20 protein-coding genes and 1 tRNA gene are annotated in these 17958 nt (G+C 69.2%); 10 read left to right on the top strand and 11 right to left on the bottom strand.

Annotation, left to right across the window (positions count from 1 at the left end; all coding sequences use genetic code 11):
* Nucleotides 1–32: 32 nt before the first annotated feature.
* The 7 genes from AB0J16_RS29090 to AB0J16_RS29120 form a co-directional block, all read right to left on the bottom strand.
* The gene (locus AB0J16_RS29090; protein ID WP_357648573.1) at nt 33–272 is read right to left on the bottom strand and encodes an acyl carrier protein; all 240 of its coding nucleotides are present in this window, start codon (nt 270–272) and stop codon (nt 33–35) included.
* 87 nt (nt 273–359) lie between these two features.
* Nucleotides 360–1316: a beta-ketoacyl-ACP synthase III gene (locus tag AB0J16_RS29095; protein WP_358545041.1), complete on the bottom strand. Its 957-nt coding sequence runs from the start codon at nt 1314–1316 to the stop codon at nt 360–362.
* Entirely contained in the window at nt 1313–2209 is an 897-nt protein-coding gene (locus tag AB0J16_RS29100; protein WP_358545043.1) for an ACP S-malonyltransferase, read from the bottom strand. The genes AB0J16_RS29095 and AB0J16_RS29100 overlap by 4 nt, the downstream gene beginning before the upstream one ends.
* A gap of 103 nt (nt 2210–2312) precedes the next feature.
* The gene (locus AB0J16_RS29105) at nt 2313–3437 is read right to left on the bottom strand and encodes a helix-turn-helix domain-containing protein (protein ID WP_358545310.1); all 1125 of its coding nucleotides are present in this window, start codon (nt 3435–3437) and stop codon (nt 2313–2315) included.
* Between the two features lie 154 nt (nt 3438–3591).
* Nucleotides 3592–4023, bottom strand: coding sequence for a DUF350 domain-containing protein (locus tag AB0J16_RS29110; protein WP_225289003.1), 432 nt, complete (start codon nt 4021–4023; stop codon nt 3592–3594).
* Entirely contained in the window at nt 4020–5168 is a 1149-nt protein-coding gene (locus AB0J16_RS29115) for a glutathionylspermidine synthase family protein (protein WP_358545045.1), read from the bottom strand. Before AB0J16_RS29115 ends, AB0J16_RS29110 begins: the two co-directional genes overlap by 4 nt.
* 2 nt (nt 5169–5170) lie before the next feature.
* The gene (locus tag AB0J16_RS29120) at nt 5171–5584 is read right to left on the bottom strand and encodes a hypothetical protein (RefSeq protein ID WP_357940365.1); all 414 of its coding nucleotides are present in this window, start codon (nt 5582–5584) and stop codon (nt 5171–5173) included.
* Between the two features lie 102 nt (nt 5585–5686).
* Between AB0J16_RS29120 and AB0J16_RS29125 the strand changes: the two genes are divergently transcribed.
* From AB0J16_RS29125 to AB0J16_RS29135, 3 genes are all read left to right on the top strand, one after another.
* Nucleotides 5687–6706, top strand: coding sequence for a PHP domain-containing protein (locus AB0J16_RS29125; RefSeq protein ID WP_358545047.1), 1020 nt, complete (start codon nt 5687–5689; stop codon nt 6704–6706).
* 141 nt (nt 6707–6847) lie between these two features.
* Entirely contained in the window at nt 6848–7576 is a 729-nt protein-coding gene (locus AB0J16_RS29130; protein ID WP_358545049.1) for a YafY family protein, read from the top strand.
* Between the two features lie 77 nt (nt 7577–7653).
* The gene (locus AB0J16_RS29135) at nt 7654–8013 is read left to right on the top strand and encodes a VOC family protein (RefSeq protein ID WP_358545051.1); all 360 of its coding nucleotides are present in this window, start codon (nt 7654–7656) and stop codon (nt 8011–8013) included.
* 164 nt (nt 8014–8177) lie between these two features.
* On the opposite strand, the gene AB0J16_RS29140 is transcribed toward AB0J16_RS29135, so the two are convergent.
* The 3 genes from AB0J16_RS29140 to aceE form a co-directional block, all read right to left on the bottom strand.
* Entirely contained in the window at nt 8178–8921 is a 744-nt protein-coding gene (locus AB0J16_RS29140) for a maleylpyruvate isomerase family mycothiol-dependent enzyme (protein ID WP_358545052.1), read from the bottom strand.
* A gap of 15 nt (nt 8922–8936) precedes the next feature.
* Nucleotides 8937–10439 carry an alpha/beta hydrolase gene (locus AB0J16_RS29145; protein ID WP_358545054.1) on the bottom strand — a complete coding sequence of 501 codons (1503 nt, stop codon included), beginning with the start codon at nt 10437–10439 and terminating at the stop codon, nt 8937–8939.
* Between the two features lie 147 nt (nt 10440–10586).
* Nucleotides 10587–13334: a pyruvate dehydrogenase (acetyl-transferring), homodimeric type gene (gene aceE / locus AB0J16_RS29150; protein WP_358545056.1), complete on the bottom strand. Its 2748-nt coding sequence runs from the start codon at nt 13332–13334 to the stop codon at nt 10587–10589.
* Between the two features lie 500 nt (nt 13335–13834).
* Between aceE and AB0J16_RS29155 the strand changes: the two genes are divergently transcribed.
* From AB0J16_RS29155 to AB0J16_RS29185, 7 genes are all read left to right on the top strand, one after another.
* Complete coding sequence (locus tag AB0J16_RS29155) at nt 13835–14017, top strand: DUF1918 domain-containing protein (protein ID WP_357940380.1); 183 nt, start codon at nt 13835–13837, stop codon at nt 14015–14017.
* A 9-nt stretch (nt 14018–14026) separates the two neighbouring features.
* Complete coding sequence (locus AB0J16_RS29160; RefSeq protein WP_357940382.1) at nt 14027–14434, top strand: secondary thiamine-phosphate synthase enzyme YjbQ; 408 nt, start codon at nt 14027–14029, stop codon at nt 14432–14434.
* Nucleotides 14435–14551: 117 nt separating this feature from the next.
* Nucleotides 14552–14980, top strand: a complete 429-nt coding sequence (locus AB0J16_RS29165) for a DUF3052 domain-containing protein (protein WP_357940384.1) — start codon at nt 14552–14554, stop codon at nt 14978–14980.
* A gap of 37 nt (nt 14981–15017) precedes the next feature.
* Nucleotides 15018–15479, top strand: coding sequence for a peroxiredoxin (locus AB0J16_RS29170; protein ID WP_358545058.1), 462 nt, complete (start codon nt 15018–15020; stop codon nt 15477–15479).
* Between the two features lie 11 nt (nt 15480–15490).
* Nucleotides 15491–15817 carry a hypothetical protein gene (locus AB0J16_RS29175; protein WP_357940388.1) on the top strand — a complete coding sequence of 109 codons (327 nt, stop codon included), beginning with the start codon at nt 15491–15493 and terminating at the stop codon, nt 15815–15817.
* Nucleotides 15818–15883: 66 nt separating this feature from the next.
* Nucleotides 15884–16825 carry an ROK family protein gene (locus AB0J16_RS29180; protein WP_358545312.1) on the top strand — a complete coding sequence of 314 codons (942 nt, stop codon included), beginning with the start codon at nt 15884–15886 and terminating at the stop codon, nt 16823–16825.
* A 17-nt stretch (nt 16826–16842) separates the two neighbouring features.
* Nucleotides 16843–16914, top strand: a tRNA-Val gene (locus tag AB0J16_RS29185).
* A 59-nt stretch (nt 16915–16973) separates the two neighbouring features.
* Here the strand turns inward: AB0J16_RS29185 and AB0J16_RS29190 are convergent.
* On the bottom strand, nt 16974–17945 hold the full coding sequence (locus AB0J16_RS29190) for a site-specific integrase (RefSeq protein WP_358545060.1): 972 nt from the start codon (nt 17943–17945) through the stop codon (nt 16974–16976).
* Between the last annotated feature and the right edge of the window lie 13 nt (nt 17946–17958).

Raw genomic sequence — 17958 nt, forward strand, 5'->3', positions numbered from 1 at the left:
CGCGCTCCTTGTCGATCAGGTTGGGTGTGAGATCAGTTCTGGATGAAGGTAAGGACGTCCTTGACCGTCTTCAGGTTCTTGAGCTGGTCGTCGGGAATCTCGACGCCGAACTCGTCCTGGGCGGCCACGGCGATCTCGACCATGGACAGGGAGTCGATGTCGAGGTCGTCCACGAAGTTCTTCTCGGGGGTGACGTCGCTCACCGGAATACCGGTGATCTCGTTGATGATCTTGCCGAGGCCCTCGAGGATCTCCTGCTCGGTGGCAGCCATGTCGCTATTTCTCCTTTGGTGTTTTTTGGTTCTGTACGGCTCAGGCCGTACAAGCACTGATTGGTACGGCATGAGCCGTACCGGATCCTACGGAATCTCGATGACCTGACCCGCATAGGTCAGGCCGGCGCCGAAGCCGAGGATGAGCGCGAGCTGACCCGAGCGCACCTCGCCACGCTCCAGCATGCGCGAGAGCGCGAGCGGGATGGACGCGGCGGAGGTGTTGCCGGCGGTCACGATGTCGCGCCCGATGACGGCCTGGTCGGCGCCGATCTTACGGGCGATCGCCTCGATGATGCGCAGGTTGGCCTGGTGAGGTACGAAGGCCGCCAGCTCCGAGGGGTCGACCCCGGCGCGCTCGCAGGCCTCCTTGGCCACCGGGTGCAGCGCGGTGGTGGCCCAGCGGAACACGGTCTGGCCCTCCTGGTGGAGGGAGTCGTTGCGGTCGTTGACGATGATCGCGTCGGACTTGTCGCCCGAGCTGCCCCAGACGACCGGCCCGATGCCGGGCGTGTCGGAGGGGCCCACCACCGCGGCGCCCGCGCCGTCGGCGAAGATCACGGCGGTGGACCTGTCGGTCCAGTCGATCCACTGGGACAGCTTCTCGGCGCCGATGACCAGCACGTGCCTGGCCGAACCGGCGCGGATCGCGGAGCTGGCCACGCCGAGCGCGAAGCAGAAGCCGGCGCAGGCGGCGTTCACGTCGAACGCGCCGGGCGACTTGATGCCCAGGCGGTGGGCCACTACGGCCGCGGCGTTGGGGATCTGGCTCTCCAGCGTGCAGGTGGCGACGATGACCAGGTCGATGTCACCGGCCGACAGGCCGCTGGCGGCCAGTGCCTTGCCGCCGGCCTGCACGGCCATGTCCTCGACGGACTCCTCGGCGCCGGCCACCCGGCGTTCCTTGATGCCGACGCGGGACTGGATCCACTCGTCGTTGGTGTCCATGGTCTTGGCCAGGTCGTCGTTGGTGACGACGTTGGACGGCTGGTAGTGGCCGAGGGCCAGCACCTTGGCGCCCGGGGCGATGTCGGGAATCCTCACTTGGTCAGCTCCCTGGCCGCGTCGAGATCGTCGGGGGTCTTCAGCGCCACGGTTCGCACGCCCCGCAGCGCGCGCTTGGCCAGGCCGGTCAGCGTGCCGCCCGGCAGCAGCTCGATCATCTCGGTGACGCCCAGGTCGGCCATCGTGGCCATGCAGCGGTCCCAGCGTACGGGGCTGCTGACCTGGTCGATCAGGCGCCGCATCAGCACGGCGCCGTCGGTGACGACCTCGCCGTCGGCGTTGGACAGCAGTTTGACCCGCGGGTCGGCGGGGGCGATGCCCTCGGCGGCGACGCGCAGGTGGTCGACGGCCGGGGCCATGTGCACGGTGTGGAAGGCGCCCGCGACGGAGAGCGCGATCTGCCTGGCGCGGGCCGGCCCGTCCTCCTTGAAGGCGGCCAGTTGCTCCAGCGTGCCGCCCGCGACGATCTGGCCGGCGCCGTTGACGTTGGCGGGGGTCAGGCCGTGCTTGTCGATGGCGGCCAGCACCTCTTCCTCCACGCCGCCGAGCACCGCGGTCATGCCGGTCTCGGTGACGGCGGCGGCCTTGGCCATGGCCTGGGCGCGCTCACGCACCAGCGACAGCGCCTGCTCGGGGGTCAGCACGCCGGCCAGCGCCGCCGTGGCGAACTCGCCGACGCTGTGGCCGGCCAGCAGGTCGGGCGCCACGCCGAGCACCTCGGCGGAGGCCATCGCGGCGGCCACGAGCAGCGGCTGGGCGACCGCGGTGTCGCGGATCTCGTCGGCGTCGGCCTTGGTCCCATAGGTGATCAGATCGAGGCCCACGACCTCGGACCACGCGGACAGCCGATCCGCGAAGCCGGGGAGTTCGAGCCAGGGTGTCAGGAAGCCTGGAGTCTGGGCACCTTGGCCCGGGGCGACGAGTACAAGCACGAAATCCACACTGCCCTGTAGAGGTTCGACACGCGGATAAGGATCCGTACGAACTTCGTCCCAGGGGTTTTGTAGGAACCCTACAGTGGGGGTTTCGGGGTTATTACGTTAGGGCGCGCCAGGTGGCAGCGCTCTCCGAAAGCCTGCCGAGAATCAGCCCCACCTGCAAGGTGAAGGCCGACCTGCCTTCGGTCGGCTGGTAGCCGGTCAGCTCGGTGATCTTCTTGAGCCGGTAGCGCACGGTGTTGGGGTGGACGAACAGCAGCCGGGCGGTCGCTTCCAGCGAGGTGCCCTGCTCCAGGTATGTGGCCAGCGTATCGAGCAGCGGGGTGCCGGCCAGCGGGAGATAGACGCTCTCGATGAGCTGCTCCCTGGCGTCGTCGTCACCGTCGAGCGCCCGCTCGGCGAGCAGGTCGTCGGCGTGCACCGGGCGGGGCGCGTCGGGCCAGCCGGACGACGCCTTCAGCCCGGCCAGCGCCGCCTTGGCCGATCTGGCGGCGGCGTGCAGGTCGGGCACCTCCGGGCCGATGACGATCGACCCCTCCCCGAAGCGGGCCACGACCTGCTTGGCGGCGGCGTCCACGCTGTCGGCGCCGCCCACGATCACGATCAGCCGGTCGGCCTGCACGCCGGCCAGCAGGTCCATGCCGATCCGGCGGCCCTTCTCGCGCAGCCCGTCGATCACCGCGCGCGGGTCGCCCTCAGGGGCGCGGCCGGCGATCACGACGACGGGGGAGGAGGTCCAGCCCAGCGCGGCGGCCCAGGAGTGCAGCCCGTCGTCGACCTCGCCGCGCACCAGGGCGTCGACGATCAGCGCCTCCAGCCGGGCGTCCCACGAGCCTCTGGCCTCCGCCTCGCGGGCGTAGACGTGGGCGGCGGCGAAGGCCACGTCGCGGGTGTAGCGGAGCATGGCCTGCTCCAGCTGGTCCTCGCCGCCCGGCGCGGCCAGCTCGTCGGTCTGCGCCTCGACGACCTCCACGACGACCCTGACGATGTCGACGGTCTGCTGCAAGGAGATCGACCGCTTCAGCTCACGTGGCGCGGTGCCGAAGAACTCGATGCTGGGCGTGGGCCGGTTCTCGCCCGCGTGCTGGAACCACTCCACGAACGCGGCGATGCCGGCCTGCGCCACGAGTCCCACCCAGGAGCGGTCCTCGGCGCTGAGGGCGCGGAACCACGGCAGCTGATCGTCCATGCGCGCCATGGCCGCGGTGCCGAGCGAGCCCATGGCCCGCTCCAGCCTGCGGGTGGTGTCCTCCCGGGTCCGATCTGTCACGCCTCCTAGAGTGCCAGGTGGAGTCAGATGGCCGCGACGCGAGCCTGGTCGCGGTCACCTGACTCACGGCGTGGGGCAGCCGACCGCGACGGGAGCGGGGTCTGGGTCAGATGACCGCGACTGCGGTGATGAGCCCGATGGCGACGTGGGTGACGGCGAGCAGCCGGGCGCCCGGCTGCAGCTCGGGCTCCTTGACCAGGTCGCGTACCGAGATGCCGACCAGCTTGTCGAAGACGAGCATGGCGACGGTCTGCACCACGATGCCGACCAGCCCGAAGACCACCGTGCCCGCCAGGCCCTCGGTGAGCCGGCCGCCCGAGGACCAGATGGAGGCCGCGACGATCAGGCCCACCGCGGCCAGCGCCGAAGTGGCCAGCAGCGTGGCGTTGGGGTTGCGCTCGGTGCGGATGACCGAGCTCAGCTTGCCCGGCGTGGCGAGGTCGATCACGTAGAAGCCGACGATGAGCAGCACGACGCCCACGGCGGCGTAGGCGGCGATGGCGCCCGCGCCGCGGGCGAGGGTTTCCAGCAGGGTCATGGGTGCTCGATTCGGTGAGGGACGAAGGAAGAGGTGTCGTCGGTGATCAGGCCAGTAGTCTCCCTGATACCCATTCCGGCGGCCTCGTCGGCGATCACCCAGGCGCCGAGCACCGGCCGCTCGCCTTCGAAGTCGGGCAGGGCGTCGAACCCCTGGTAGACGTAGCCCTCCTGGCCGTAGGAGCCGGGCGTCTCCTGGGTGCCGTCCGGCGTGACGATGCGCATCGACGCGCCCTCCCTGCCCAGGAGCGGCTTGGCGATGTAGGAGTCCAGGTCACGGGGGCCGTCGAGGTAGGCGGGCAGCAGGTTGGGGTGGCCTGGATAGAGCTCCCAGAGGACGGCCAGCAGCGCCTTGTTCGACAGCAGCGTCTTCCACAGCGGCTCGATCCAGGTCGCGTGCCGGACGGCGTGCCGCCCGAACGGGTCGGCCAGCATCCACTCCCACGGGTAGAGCTTGAACGCCGAGCGGATCATCCGCTCCTCGACGTCGACGAAGCGGCGGTTGAGCGCGTCCCAGCCGATGTCCTCCATGGCGACGGCGACCGTGCCCAGCCCGGCCTGCTCGGCGGTCTCCTGGAGGTAGGCCAGGGTCATCGCCTCCTCGCCGGTCTCGTCCATGTTCGTCCAGGCGAAGTGGACGGGCCCCGCGGGCAGGGTCAGCTCCCGCCAGCGGTCCACGAGCCGCTCGTGGATGGAGTTCCACTGGTCGTCCGCGGGGTGGACGTCCTTGAGCCAGAACCACTGCGCCACCGACGACTCGACCAGCGAGGTGGGCGTGTCGGCGTTGTACTCCAGCAGTTTGGCCGGGCCTGTGCCGTCGTAGCGCAGGTCGAAGCGGGCGTACAGGTGCGAGTCGCGCCGCTCCCAGGAGCGCGCCACGTCCTCGTGGGCCCAGTCGGGGATGGCGAAGTCCGCGTAGCGGCCGGTCGAGACCACGTGCTCGACGGCGTGCAGGCACATCTCGTGGAGCTCCTCGACCTGCTCCTCCAGCCCCTCCACCTCCTCCATGGAGAAGACGTAGTGGATGGACTCGTCCCAGTAGGGCCGGGTGAGCCCTTCCGGATGGGCGGCCCGGTGATAGGCCAGCCCATGGCTCTCGATCGTCTTCTCCCAGCCGTCCCGGGGAGTGCCGTGTTCGCGCCGCACCGTCAGCCGCCGCCGCTCCAGTGGCTGCCGAAGCCGCCGCGCTGGATGTCGCGGCCTTTGCGGCTGGAGATGTTCACGTCGGAGGGGCGGTAGCTGGTGCCGGCGCGGACGCGCGTGCCGATCCGGGTGCCGCCGTAGTACCAGTGGTAGGCGCCGCGTGAGCCGCCGTAGAAGTGGGAGGTGCCGTCGTCGTCATCGTCGCAGAGGGACTCGTCGACGACCTCGTACGAGCCGTCGCTCAGCTGGTTGTTCATGTCGACGCAGTCGGCCGTCACGTCGTCGTCGTTCTGGGCCGAGCAGTAGCCCACCAAGAGAACGGACACGATGCCGAGGACGGACAGCGTGACCACCTTCGACGCCTTCGACCGCTTGGGGGCCTCCGGCATCGGAGGCGGCGCGGGCGGCGAGTAACCCATCAAGCTCCTGCTTTCGTTGGCCGAACAGCCTATAGCCGCACGTCGTAACGCTTCAATGCCTACCACCGGCCGCTTGCCATCGGCTTGGGTACGTATCAACACATGACACCCGTCGAGGCGCTGCGCGAGATCGCCTACCTGCTCGAACGGGCCGGCGAGCCCACCTACCGCGTGCGGGCCTTCCGCAACGCCGCCGCCGTCGTCACCGACCTGCCCCCCGACGAGCTGGTACGCCTGGCGCGGGTCGGCGGCCTGACCGATCTGCCGGGCATCGGCAAGGTCACCGCACTGGCGATCACCGAGGCGCTGGACGGCGACGTGCCCACGTACCTGCGCAGGATGCGCGCCACCGAGGGCGCCGACCTCGACGACGAGACCGCGGCGCTCAGGGCGGCGCTCAAGGGCGACCTGCACAGCCACTCGGACTGGTCCGACGGCGGCTCACCGATCGAGGAGATGGCCGAGGCGGCCGAGGCGCTCGGCCACGCGTACTGGGCGCTGACCGACCACTCGCCCCGCCTGACCGTGGCCAACGGCCTGTCGGCCGACCGGCTCAAGAGGCAGCTCGACCAGGTCGAACGGCTCAACGAGCGGTTGGCGCCGTTCAGGATCCTGACCGGTGTCGAGGTCGACATCAACGTGGACGGCACCCTGGACCAGGAGCCCGAGCTGCTGGAACGGCTCGACGTGGTGGTGGCCAGCGTGCACTCCAAGCTGCGGATGAGCGGTCATGAGATGACGCGCAGGATGGTGACGGCGATCTCGAACCCGCACGTCGACGTGCTCGGCCACTGCACGGGGCGGGTCGTGCAGGCGGGCGGCCGGCGGGGCCGGGTGCGGCCGGAGTCGGACTTCGACGCCGAGCTGGTCTTCGAGGCGTGCCGCCGGTTCGGGGTGGCGGTCGAGATCAACTCACGGCCCGACCGGCTCGATCCGCCGAAACGGCTGCTGCGGCTGGCCTACGAGATGGGCTGTGACTTCGCGATCGACTCCGACGCGCACGCGCCCGGCCAGCTCGACTGGCAGCGCCATGGCTGCGAGCGCGCGGCCCAGTGCGGCATCGAGGCGGCGCGGATCGTCAACACCTGGCCGCTCGCCGATCTGCTGGCGCGCCACGCTTGAACCCTCTGCCGGCGTGCCCTCTGCCGGCGTGCCATGTGCTGGGGTGTCATGTGCTGGCGTGTCACGCTTGAACCGGGATCGCCTGCCTGGTAAGGGGTTTGCGACCCGCGATTGTCGGTGGCGCGGCGTAACGTCACGAGTGTGAACCGTACCGACCGGCTCTACGCGCTCGTCGAGGACCTGCGCGCGATCTCGCCACGCTGCCGTTCGGCCCGCGAGCTGGCCAAGCGGTTCGAGGTCAGCGCCCGCACGATCGAGCGCGACATCATCGCGCTACAGGAGTCAGGCGTGCCGATCTACGCCCAACCGGGGCGCAAGGGCGGTTACGCGATCGACAAGAAGATGTCGTTACCCCCGCTCAACTTCACCCCCGCCGAGGCGGTCGCCATCGCCGTGGCGCTGAGCCGGGCGGGTGACCAGCCGTTCGGCAGGCAGGCGCGCAGCGCGCTGCGCAAGGTGGTCGCGGCCATGCCGGGACGGGAGGGCGAGCTGGCCAGGGAGCTGGCGCGCCGGGTGCGGATGGTCACCCCGGCCGCCGAGCCGGGCACCGAGATCCAGCCACTGGGCGGCGAGGGCATCTCCCGGGCGATCGAGGAGGCCCTGCAGCGGCGGCGCGTGCTCAGGATCGACTACGCCGACGCTAAGGGGGCGCTGACCTCGCGCGACGTCGAGCCCGGGGTGTTCCTGGGCGGTCGCGGTGGTTTCTGGTATCTCGTGGCGTGGTGCCGCCTGCGCGATGACGTACGGGTCTTCCGCCTCGACCGGATCGCCTCGGCCTCGCTGATCGCCGAGCGCTGTCCCGACCGGCCGCTGGAGAGGTTCTCCACCGACATCCCGGACATGTTCGTGCACGGCGCGGTGCTCGATTAATCATTCGAAAACACCGACATAGGGTTGTCGCCCAAGCGTTAGATCGTTGTCTTGTTCGAGAAAACAGGGAGACGACGATGGACAACACGGTTACCTGGTTCGAGGTCGCGACCGACGACCCCGAAGGTGCCCAGCGGTTCTATGGCGGGCTGTTCGGCTGGACGTTCGGGGCTTCCGACGGTGGCCCGATCGACTACCGGACGATCGGCTATCCGGGGCGTGAGCAGCCCGGAGGCGGCCTCTACAACACCAAGGGCGAGTTCCCCGCCCACGCGATCTTCCATGTGGAGGTGGCCGACGTGGAGCAGAAGTGCCGCGAGACCGAGTCGCTCGGCGGCAAGGTCGTCACGAAGGTCATCGACGACGGCGCGGGCACCGACTTCGCCTATCTCCAGGACGGTTCGGGCAACCTCTTCGGGGTCTTCCACCGCAGGTGACCTGGCCGGGCGTGCACCCGGGAAGGCACCTTCCCCGCCGACCGGGGCACGCGCGCGAGCCGCTCTGGCGAGCGGTCACCCGCCCTGGACACGCCGCCGACCGCCGAGTGGCGGCGCGTCCAGGGCCATCACCGTGGATCACCGCGGCTTGATACGGCCTTTGACTACAGCGCGGCGGTCGTCAGCCAGCGGTCCAGGAAGGCGCGGTCGCCGTGGACGGTCAGCGCGTCCGGCGAGCGCCTGCCGTACAACATCAGCAGCAGGTCGCTCACCGGGCCCTGAACGGCGGCGTCGCCCTTGGCGTGGCCGCGCGCCCAGCTGATCCGGCCAGCCGGGCCCTGGGTGAGGGTCCATTCGCCGTCGGCGTCGCTCGCGTGGAGGTGGATCGTGGCCCCCTCCGCGTCGAGCGCCGCCAGGCGCTTGGCCACCCAGAACGCGTGCGGCAGGGCCTCCAGAAACTCCTCGATCCCGTCGATCGCGACCGGTGCCTCCACGACGGGCGCCACGCCCACCGCGAGCTCGGCGTCGCAGCGGTGGACGACCAGCTCGAACAGCATCCTGCGGGCCCACCAGCTCACGCGCTGGTCGCCGCCCCAGGTCCAGACGGGCGTGTCCGGGTCGGTCGCGCGCAGCGTGGCGACCAGCTCCCGAGCGCCCGAGCCCAGCCAGGCCGCATCGCCGCGCTGCCCCTCTGCCAGGCCGTTGGGCACCTGGCGGGACCAGATCGGCTCCTGCCGGCCCGTCTCCACGATGTGCACCACCCACCGGTGCAGCGTGCCGACGTGCGTGATCAGGTCCGCCAGGGTCCAGCCGGGACAATGCGGCACCGGGGTGCCGGGATCGGCGCCGGTGGCCAGTTCGGCCAGCCGCGCGCTCTCGCTCTCCACGAGCCGGGGATAGTCCGTCACGTGACCGAGACTAGATCAGACCGACTTGCAGGTGGCACCCCGCTCGGGCATCTTCCCGGCCAGCAGGTAGGAGTCGACGAACCGCTTGACGCACTTGTTGCCCGACAGGTACGCGCCGTGCCCCTCGCCCTCGAACGTGACCAGCGTGGCCGTCTTGAGCTGCGCGGTCAGCTTGGGCGCCCACTCGTACGGTGTGGCGGGGTCGCCCGTGCCGCCCACCACCACGATCGGCGCCGAGCCGGTCGCGTCGACGTGCTTGGCCTCGTCGTCGCCCTTGACCGGCCAGACGGCGCACAGCCCGCCGGGGCCCTCGCTGCCGAACAGCGGCGAGATCTTCACGGCCGCGTCCTCGGTGTGCCGCAGCGTGGCCAGGTCGGGCCGTTCGGAGGTGTCGGCACAGGTGATGGCCGGGAAGCTGGTCATCTGCGTGGAGTACGTGCCGTCCTGCGCCCTGCCGGTGTAGGAGTCGGCCAGGTACATCAGCGCCTGCCCCTGGCCCTTGAGCGCCGCGCCGAGCGCGTTGCCCAGGAACGGCCAGGCGAACTCGGAGTAGAGCGCGGCGGCGACGCCGGTGGAGGCCAGCCCCTGGGTGAGGTCGCGCTGGCCGACCTTGAGCGGCTTGGCGGCGAGCTGGTTCATCAGCCGGTCGAGGTTCGCGGCGGCGGTCGGCACGTCCTTGCCGACCTCGCAGCGGTCCTTGACGCAGGACTTCAGGAAGCTCTGGTAGGCGTGCTGGAAGCCGCGGGTCTGGGCCAGGGTGCGCTGCTCGAAGGTGACCGTGGGGTCGAGCGGGGCGTCGAGCACCATCCGGCCCACCTGCTGGGGGAACTTGGTGGCATAGACGGCGCCGAGCTGCGTGCCGTACGACATGCCGACGAAGTTGAGCTTCTCGTCGCCCAGCGCGGCGCGCAGCCGGTCCATGTCGCGGGCGGCGTTGACCGTGCCGACGTACGGCAGGATCTTGCCGGAGTCCTTCTCGCAGTGCTGGGCCAGCTGCTTGTTGGCCGCGTCGCCCTCCGCGCGGGTCTGCTCGTTGTCGGGCAGCGTGTCGAGGGCCATGTACTTGTCCAGCTCGGCGCTGTCGCCGCAGTGCACTCCCGAGCTCCGCTCCACGCCGCGCGGGTCGAAGCTGACCAGGTCGTAGCGGGAGCGCAGGCTGGTGAGCGACTTGGCGGCCTGGTCGAGAGTGTCGACGCCGGAGCCTCCCGGGCCGCCGAAATTGAACACCAGTGAGCCCAGCCGCTTGCTCTGGTCGGTGGCGGGGATCTTGATGAGCGCTATCTCGATCTTGTCGCCGCCGGGCTCGGCGTAGTCGAGGGGCACCGCCAGCTTGGCGCACCGCACCGAGGTGTCCTGCCTGGCCGGTCGCTGCCCGTCGGGCCGCTTGAGGTCCGTGCACGGTCCCCAGGCGATCTGCTGGGCGGCGCCGGTGCCCCCATCCACGGCCGGTTTCGTCGGCGCGCTCATGCAGGCTGCGGCCGATGCGGCCAGTGTGACGACGGCAAGGACGCGTCGCATGTCCATCTCCCCCTCGATATCTCAGGGGGAAGTTTTCCCCACAATACGCGAGTGCATATCAACGGAGCGAGGCGGCACGTACCACTCCTGAAAGTCGATGGCGCCCCCGCGGAAGACCTTCCGCGGGGGCGCCATCAGGTTGTGCGCTCAGACGCCCATCGACTGGGTGTCGTTGCTCTCCGCGCCACCGGCCTCGGTGACGCCGTTCTTGAGGTGATAGCGGGCGATCGCCTCGCGCAGCACCTCGCCGTCGAGCTCGCCACGCTTGACCAGGCTGGTCAGCACGGCCAGCGTGATCGAGGCGGCGTCGACGTGGAAGTGGCGGCGCAGCGCCGAGCGGGTGTCGGACAGGCCGAACCCGTCGGTGCCCAGCGAGGACCAGTCACCCGGCACCCACTGCGCGATCTGGTCCTGCACGGCCCTCATGTAGTCGCTGACGCCCACGAACGGGCCCGTGGCCTGGGAGAGGGCCTGGGTGACGTACGGCACGCGCGGCTCAGCCTCGGGGTTGAGCAGGTTGTGCTCCTCGCAGGCCAGCGCGTCGCGGCGCAGCTCGGTCCAGGAGGTCGCCGACCACAGGTCGGCCGACACGCCCCAGTCCTCGGCCAGCAGCCGCTGGGCCTCGACGGCCCAGGGCCCCGCTACGCCCGACGACAGGATGTTGGCCTTCGGTCCCTGCGTCTGCGGCCCCGCGGCGAACCGGTAGAGGCCCTTGAGCAGGCCCTGCACGTCGAGGTCCGCAGGCTGCGGAGGCTGCGTGTAGGGCTCGTTGTAGACGGTCAGGTAGTAGAAGACGTTCTCGGGCTGCTCGCCGTACATCCGGCGCAGGCCGTCCTTGACGATGTGCGCGACCTCGAAGGCCCACGAGGGGTCGTAGGAGAGGGCGCCCGGGTTCGTCGAGGCGATCAGCGGCGTGTGGCCGTCCTCGTGCTGCAGACCCTCGCCGTTGAGCGTGGTGCGGCCGGCCGTGGCGCCGAGCAGGAAGCCGCGGCCCATCTGGTCGGCCATCTGCCACATCTGGTCGCCGGTGCGCTGCCAGCCGAACATCGAGTAGAAGATGTAGATCGGGATCATGTGCTCGCCGTGCGTGGCGTAGGCCGTGCCCGCCGCGATCGCCGAGGCCATCGAACCCGACTCGCTGATGCCCTCGTGCAGGATCTGGCCCTGGACGGCCTCCTTGTACGACAGCAGCAGCTCCCTGTCGACGGCCTCGTACGTCTGGCCGTGCGGGGAGTAGATCTTCGCCGTCGGGAACATCGCGTCGAGGCCGAAAGTGCGAGCCTCGTCGGGGATGATCGGCACGAACCGGTGGCCGATCTCCTTGTCGCGCATCAGGTCTTTCAGCACGCGGACGAAGGCCATCGTGGTGGCCACCTGCTGCTTGCCCGAGCCCTTGCCGAACTGCTCGTAAATGTTGTCACCGGGCAGCTTGATGGGCTTGGCGCGCATGACGCGCTTGGGCAGCACGCCGCCCAAGGCCGCGCGGCGCTCGCGCATGTACTCGATCTCGGGGTCGTTCTCGCCCGGGTGGAAGTAGGGGGGCAGCTCGCCCTCGAGCGCGGAGTCGGGGATCGGCAGGTAGAGCCGGTCGCGGAACTCCTTGAGCTCGGCCTTGGTGAGCTTCTTCATCTGGTGCGTGGCGTTGCGCGCCTCGAAATCCTTGCCGAGCGTCCAGCCCTTGATGGTCTGGGCCAGGATGACCGTCGGCTGGCCGACGTGCTCACGGGCCGCCTTGAACGCCGCGTAGACCTTGCGGTAGTCGTGGCCGCCGCGCGACAGCTTGCGGATGTCGTCGTCGGACATGTGCTCGACCATCTTGCGCAGGCGCGGGTCGCCGCCGAAGAAGTTGTCGCGGATGTAGCCGCCGGACTCTACGGAGTAGGTCTGGAACTGGCCGTCGGGCGTGGTGTTCATCTGGTTGACCAGCACACCGTCGACATCGGCCGCCAGCAGCGGGTCCCAGTCGCGGCCCCAGACGACCTTGATGACGTTCCAGCCGGCGCCGCGGAAGTAGGACTCCAGCTCCTGGATGATCTTGCCGTTGCCGCGTACCGGGCCGTCGAGCCGCTGCAGGTTGCAGTTGATGACGAACGTGAGGTTGTCGAGCTCCTCACGTGCCGCCAGGCCGATCGCGCCGAGCGACTCGGGCTCGTCCATCTCGCCGTCGCCCAGGAAGGCCCATACGTGACTGCGGCTGGTGTCCTTGATCTGGCGGTTGAGTAGGTAGCGGTTGAACCGCGCCTGATAGATCGCCCCGATCGGCCCCAAGCCCATGGAGACGGTGGGGAACTCCCAGAAGTCGGGCATGAGCCGCGGGTGCGGGTAGGAGGGCAGGCCGTGGAAGCCGTGCGAGAGCTCCTGCCGGAACGCGTCCAGCTGCGCCTCGTTGAGGCGGCCCTCCAGGTAGGCGCGGGCGTAGATACCCGGCGCGGCGTGGCCCTGGAAGAAGACCTGGTCGCCCGACTCGCCGTGGTCCTTGCCGCGGAAGAAGTGGTTGAAGCCCACTTCGTAGAGCGAGGCGGCCGAGGCGTAGGTGGCTATGTGGCCGCCCACGTTGGTGCGCGCGTTGGCGCGGGACACCATGATCGCGGCGTTCCAGCGGATGTAGGCGCGGATCCGCCGCTCGACGTGCTCGTCGCCGGGGAACCAGGGCTCGCGCTCCGGCGGGATCGTGTTGATGTAGTCGGTGCTGCGCAGGCCCGGCACGCCGACCTGGTGCTCGCGGGCGCGCTCCAGCATGCGGAGCATCAAGTAGCGAGCTCTGCTGCGGCCCTCCGTCTTGACGACGTTGTCGAGGGACTCGAGCCACTCGTTGGTCTCACTGGGGTCGACATCAGGCAGTTGGCTGGGTAGGCCGTCGCTGATGATCGAGAATCGCTGGCGTCCGGAAGCCACTGGGTCTCGCCTTCCGAGGATGACTGATGTCTGGTCTAGGTCGCCTTCCATCCTGGTCGCTTACCGTAGAAAGTGCATCTCTACTGGTCGGTAACCAGTGTGTCCCTGCTGGCAGGGTCACGATCAGTGGCCTAGACCACCGATGGTAGGACGAATCCCGGCCAAGGTTACCTTGGCCCGTCAATTTAACAAGACCGGAAAAGCTACGAAATTTCGCCGGGCGTGGCGTAGGGGTCTCCCAAAGGGGCCGCCAAGGGCGCGATGCGCCGCGCGAGTCTAGCCGCAAGCCTCTGGCCAGTCTTGTCGGCGGTGGGCAGAGGCCGCCGATCATGGCCTTGACCAGCGCGGATACGGTGTCAGTGTGACAGAGTCGGCCGCCCGGGTGGCACGATGTGTCACATCCGGGCAGCGTAACGTTTCGGTCAGGATTCTCCCTCTCCCTGCGGAGGGGGGAGTGTGTCCCTCTTTCCGAACGGAGCTCTCCGTACGAGTCTGGAGATATGAACGCGACGATAGGCGACCGGCTGCTGGTGCACGGCAACACGGTCGGCGAGCGGGATCACGGTGGCATCATCATCGAGATCCACGGCACCGACGGTGGGCCCCCGTACATCGTGCAGTTCGACGACGGGCACACCGGGCTGGTGTTTCCCGGCCCTGATGCGGTCGTCGTACCTAAGTAGAATTCGTGTGTGAGATCTCAGATCATCTCCGTGGCCACGGGTTCACGGGAGACGGTGCACGACATCACCTCGGACTGCGCGGACTTCGTGCGGACGCTGGGGGAGGACGGGCTGCTGCACGTCTTCGTACCGCACGCCACGGCCGGGGTGGCACTGATCGAGCTGGGGTCGGGCAGTGATGACGATCTCGTCGCCGCCTTGCGCGATCTGCTCCCGGCCGACGACAGGTGGCGTCACGCCCACGGGTCGCACGGTCATGGCAGATCACATGTCATGCCCGCGCTCATCCCGCCGTACGCGACCATCCCCGTACTTGGCGGGCGTCTGGCACTGGGCACCTGGCAGTCCATCGCAATCGTCGACCTTAATGTCGACAACCCGCAACGCCAGGTACGCCTGTCGTTTTTGTCGGATTGATGCGGCCCGTCTACGGCCGTACCCGTGGCGACCGTTGACGACTAAGGGTCACAGCGTGTGGACTGTCCCGAAGCGATAAACCGCATATGCGGGGCCACTCAAGCAGGAGGGATAAACGTGAGCGCGACCGCGGGTCAGGCGCAAAGTGAGCGCGGCCTGGCCGAACGGCTCGGCCTCAAGCCGGGTCAGGTGGTGCAGGAGATCGGTTGGGACGAGGACGTCGACGACGAGCTTCGCGACTCCATCGAGGACCTGACCGGTAACGAGTTGCTGGACGAGGAGACCGACGACGTAGTCGACGTGGTGCTGCTGTGGTGGCGCGACGGCGACGGCGATCTCTTCGACGTCCTCACCAACGCCATGCGATCACTCGCCGACGCCGGCCAGATCTGGCTGCTGACTCCCAAGGCCGGGCGCGACGGCCACGTGGAGCCGAGCGACATCGGGGAGGATGCCACTACGGCGGGTCTCTCGCAGACCAGCAGCATCTCCGCCGCGCCTGACTGGTCAGGGACCAGACTGGCCTCACCGAAGGGCCGACGCTAGGGAGTCTGAGCGCCTGCCATACGGCAGGATGGCGTGTGTGAACGAACGTCCTGCCGAGGTCGGCGCGCTTGCTCCAGACTTCGAACTGCGGGACCAGCACGGCTCTCCGGTGAAGCTGTCGGGCTTCCGGGGGAGGAAGGTCGTGCTGGTCTTCTATCCGCTCGCCTTCAGCGGCGTGTGCCATCGGGAGCTGTCGGCGCTGCGCGATGCCCAGGATTCCCTGGCTGACGCGGAGCTCCTCACCGTCTCGGTCGACTCCATGTTCACCCATCGCGCCTGGGCGGACGTGGAGGGTTACGCGTTCCCGTTGCTCTCCGATTTCTGGCCACATGGACAGGTCGCGCGGGCGTACGGTGTGTTCGACGACGAGAAGGGGGTTTCTCTGCGGGGGACCTTCATCATCGACGGCGGGGGCGTGATCCGGTGGTCGGTGGTCAATCCGACCAGCCAGGCACGTGACGTCGCCGATTACGTCAAGGCACTCGCCGACATTTCTTAACGGAGGAAACGATGCCCTGCTACCGCTGCGGGGCCCGGCAGACGGACCCCGTCCGTGGCGCCAGCCCGTGGAAGCGGGGGGTACGCCGCGAGACGCAGGTGCTCATCTGCCCGGACTGTCAACTGCTGCACGACCTCGACCTCGACGCCTGCGGCACGTGCGGGTCCACGGCGCTGATCTGCCGGCTGGGCGAGGTGGAGTGCAGGGGCTGCGGGGCCGTGCGGCAGGCGCGGGCGGACGCGTTCGTGGGGTCGGACGCGATGGCGGGCTCAGGCGCCCCGCCGGGCCTGTCGGCCGAGGTCGAGGCGGCGCTGAACCGGGTACTCGGCCGGGCCTGACCTGGGAGCGTCTCGCCTTTATCCGGACATTCGCTGAGCTGCGCTATCGTCTCCTGCGTGTCTGCAATGAGTTCGTTCGTGGTGGCGCTCGACGTCGGTGGCACGTCCATGAAGGGCGGCCTGGTCAGCGAGTCCGGCGCGGTTCTGCTGAGCGAGCGTTGCCCGACCCCCCGCGCGGAGGGCCCGGAGGCCGTCGTAGCCGCCATCCGGGAGTTCATCAGCCACCTGGCCGCCTCCGGCGACGGCATCCCGGCAGGCGTCGGCCTGGCCGTGCCTGGGCTGGTGTCCGAGGACGTGGCCGTCTACGCGGCGAACCTCGGCTGGCGTGACGTCCAGGCCTCCGACTTCACCGCACTCGATGTGCCGGTCATGCTCGGCCACGACGTACGTACCGGGGGCCTGGCGGAAAGCGTCCTCGGCGCGGGGCGCGGCGTACCCGACTTCCTCTTCCTGCCCATCGGCACGGGCATCGCCGGCGCCATGATCGTCCACGGCGAGCCCTATGGCGGCTCCTCCGGCTGGGGCGGCGAGATCGGCCACATCCCGGTCTTCCCGGACGGCGAGCAGTGCGCGTGCGGCCAGTTCGGCTGCCTGGAGACGTACGCGTCGGCGGCCTCGGTCGGCCGGCGCTACAGCCTCCGCTCCGGCCTGGAGGACATCCGCGCCGAACAGGTGGTCTCCTCGGACGACCCCTTGGCCGTAGAGGTGTGGGACGAGGCGGTAGAGGCCCTCTCGCTGGCCCTGGCCACGTACACGCTGCTCCTGGACCCCTCCATGATCGTCCTGGGCGGCGGCCTGGCCGAGGCGGGCCCGGCCCTCTTCGACCCCGTCCGCACCCGCCTCGTCAAACGCCTCGCCTTCCGAGACGCCCCACCCCTCTTGCCGGCCGCTTTGGGCGTCGACGCGGGAATGCTGGGGGCGGCCTTGCTGGGCTGGCGCGCGGCCGGCCGGGAGGACCTGGGGGCCGGGTGGGTGGTGGATGTGCGATCGGAGCCGTTGGTGTCGTAAGGTGTAGTGCCGATCAGGGGCGGTTAGCTCAGCGGTAGAGCACTCGCCTTACAAGCGAGGGGTCACTGGTTCGAACCCAGTACCGCCCACCTGCGTAAACATTTGATCTCTGATCTTGAAAACGGCGTCTGAGTGACTAAGTGAGTGACTAACTCCCAAAGATCTTGTCCATCGCCGCAGCTCCTTGCATGATCACAGGCCGGATCTGGTGCCGGTAGACCGTCTCGGTGACCACCGTGTTGGAGTGCCCGACGAGGCGCGAGATGTCCTCGATGGGGACGCCGGAGTCTGACAGCACGGACACAAAGCTGTGCCGCAACTCGCGAGGCGACCACTCCCGTCCGGTGAGCCCTGCCGCCTCCACGACCTTCCGGAAGTCACGCCGTACGTTGTGGGCCGTGACAGGCGTGCCGGTCCGCGTGCAGAACACGAGATCCGTACCCTTCCAGCGGTCCCCCGCCTTCTCCTGAACGATCTCTTGGGCTTCCTTGAGCAGGCGCAGCGCATCCACGCAGCGCCGTGGGAGCTTGAGCGACCGGCGGGACTTCACCGTCTTCGTGTCGCCCTTCTGCCGGCCGGACCGCCAGACGTAGATCGCGAACTCCTCGTGCTCCCAGCCCATCTCCCCCACCGGGAGCCACGCGGCCCGAGCCTCATCGTAAGCCACGACGTGCGACCAGAGCAGCGCCCTCAGTTCCTCCGTCCGAGCGCCGATCAGGAGCGAGAGGACGATGTAGGCCCGCATGCGCTCGCCGCTCGTCTCTGCCTGCGTGAGGACGGCGAGAGCTTGAGCCAGCGTCAGGGCCTTCGACGGACGACCCGCGCGTCCCTCCGGGATGTCGCAGAGATCCACGACGTTGCGCTTCACCTTGTCGCGACGCATCGCGCTCTTGACCGCCCGGTTGAGGATGCCGTGGATGAGCTTGAGCGACCGGGTGCCCAGCTCGCCCGTCTTGCTGGTCAGCCACTTGTCGACGTCTTCCACAGACAGATCCCGCAGCTTGCGAGCACCGAGGGCGGGGATCACGTGCGTGTCGGCGTAGGTGTTGCACATCTTGACGGTCGCGGGGGAACGCCCGCCGAGGCCGTGCTGAAGCCAGTAGCGGACGGCATCGGCCACCGTGTAGTTGGTG

The organism is Nonomuraea sp. NPDC049750, from assembly GCF_040659625.1.
GTDB lineage: Bacteria > Actinomycetota > Actinomycetes > Streptosporangiales > Streptosporangiaceae > Nonomuraea.

Excerpts from the sequence above, each read along its gene's own strand:
- AB0J16_RS29180 (WP_358545312.1), top strand. The coding sequence starts at position 15,884 with ATGAGTTCGTTCGTGGTGGCGCTCGACGTCGGTGGCACGTCCATGAAG.
- AB0J16_RS29105 (WP_358545310.1), bottom strand. The coding sequence starts at position 3,437 with ATGGGCTCGCTCGGCACCGCGGCCATGGCGCGCATGGACGATCAGCTG.
- AB0J16_RS29110 (WP_225289003.1), bottom strand. The coding sequence starts at position 4,023 with ATGACCCTGCTGGAAACCCTCGCCCGCGGCGCGGGCGCCATCGCCGCC.
- AB0J16_RS29155 (WP_357940380.1), top strand. The coding sequence starts at position 13,835 with ATGAACGCGACGATAGGCGACCGGCTGCTGGTGCACGGCAACACGGTC.
- AB0J16_RS29090 (WP_357648573.1), bottom strand. The coding sequence starts at position 272 with ATGGCTGCCACCGAGCAGGAGATCCTCGAGGGCCTCGGCAAGATCATC.
- AB0J16_RS29175 (WP_357940388.1), top strand. The coding sequence starts at position 15,491 with ATGCCCTGCTACCGCTGCGGGGCCCGGCAGACGGACCCCGTCCGTGGC.
- AB0J16_RS29120 (WP_357940365.1), bottom strand. The coding sequence starts at position 5,584 with ATGGGTTACTCGCCGCCCGCGCCGCCTCCGATGCCGGAGGCCCCCAAG.
- AB0J16_RS29145 (WP_358545054.1), bottom strand. The coding sequence starts at position 10,439 with ATGCGACGCGTCCTTGCCGTCGTCACACTGGCCGCATCGGCCGCAGCC.
- AB0J16_RS29125 (WP_358545047.1), top strand. The coding sequence starts at position 5,687 with ATGACACCCGTCGAGGCGCTGCGCGAGATCGCCTACCTGCTCGAACGG.
- AB0J16_RS29135 (WP_358545051.1), top strand. The coding sequence starts at position 7,654 with ATGGACAACACGGTTACCTGGTTCGAGGTCGCGACCGACGACCCCGAA.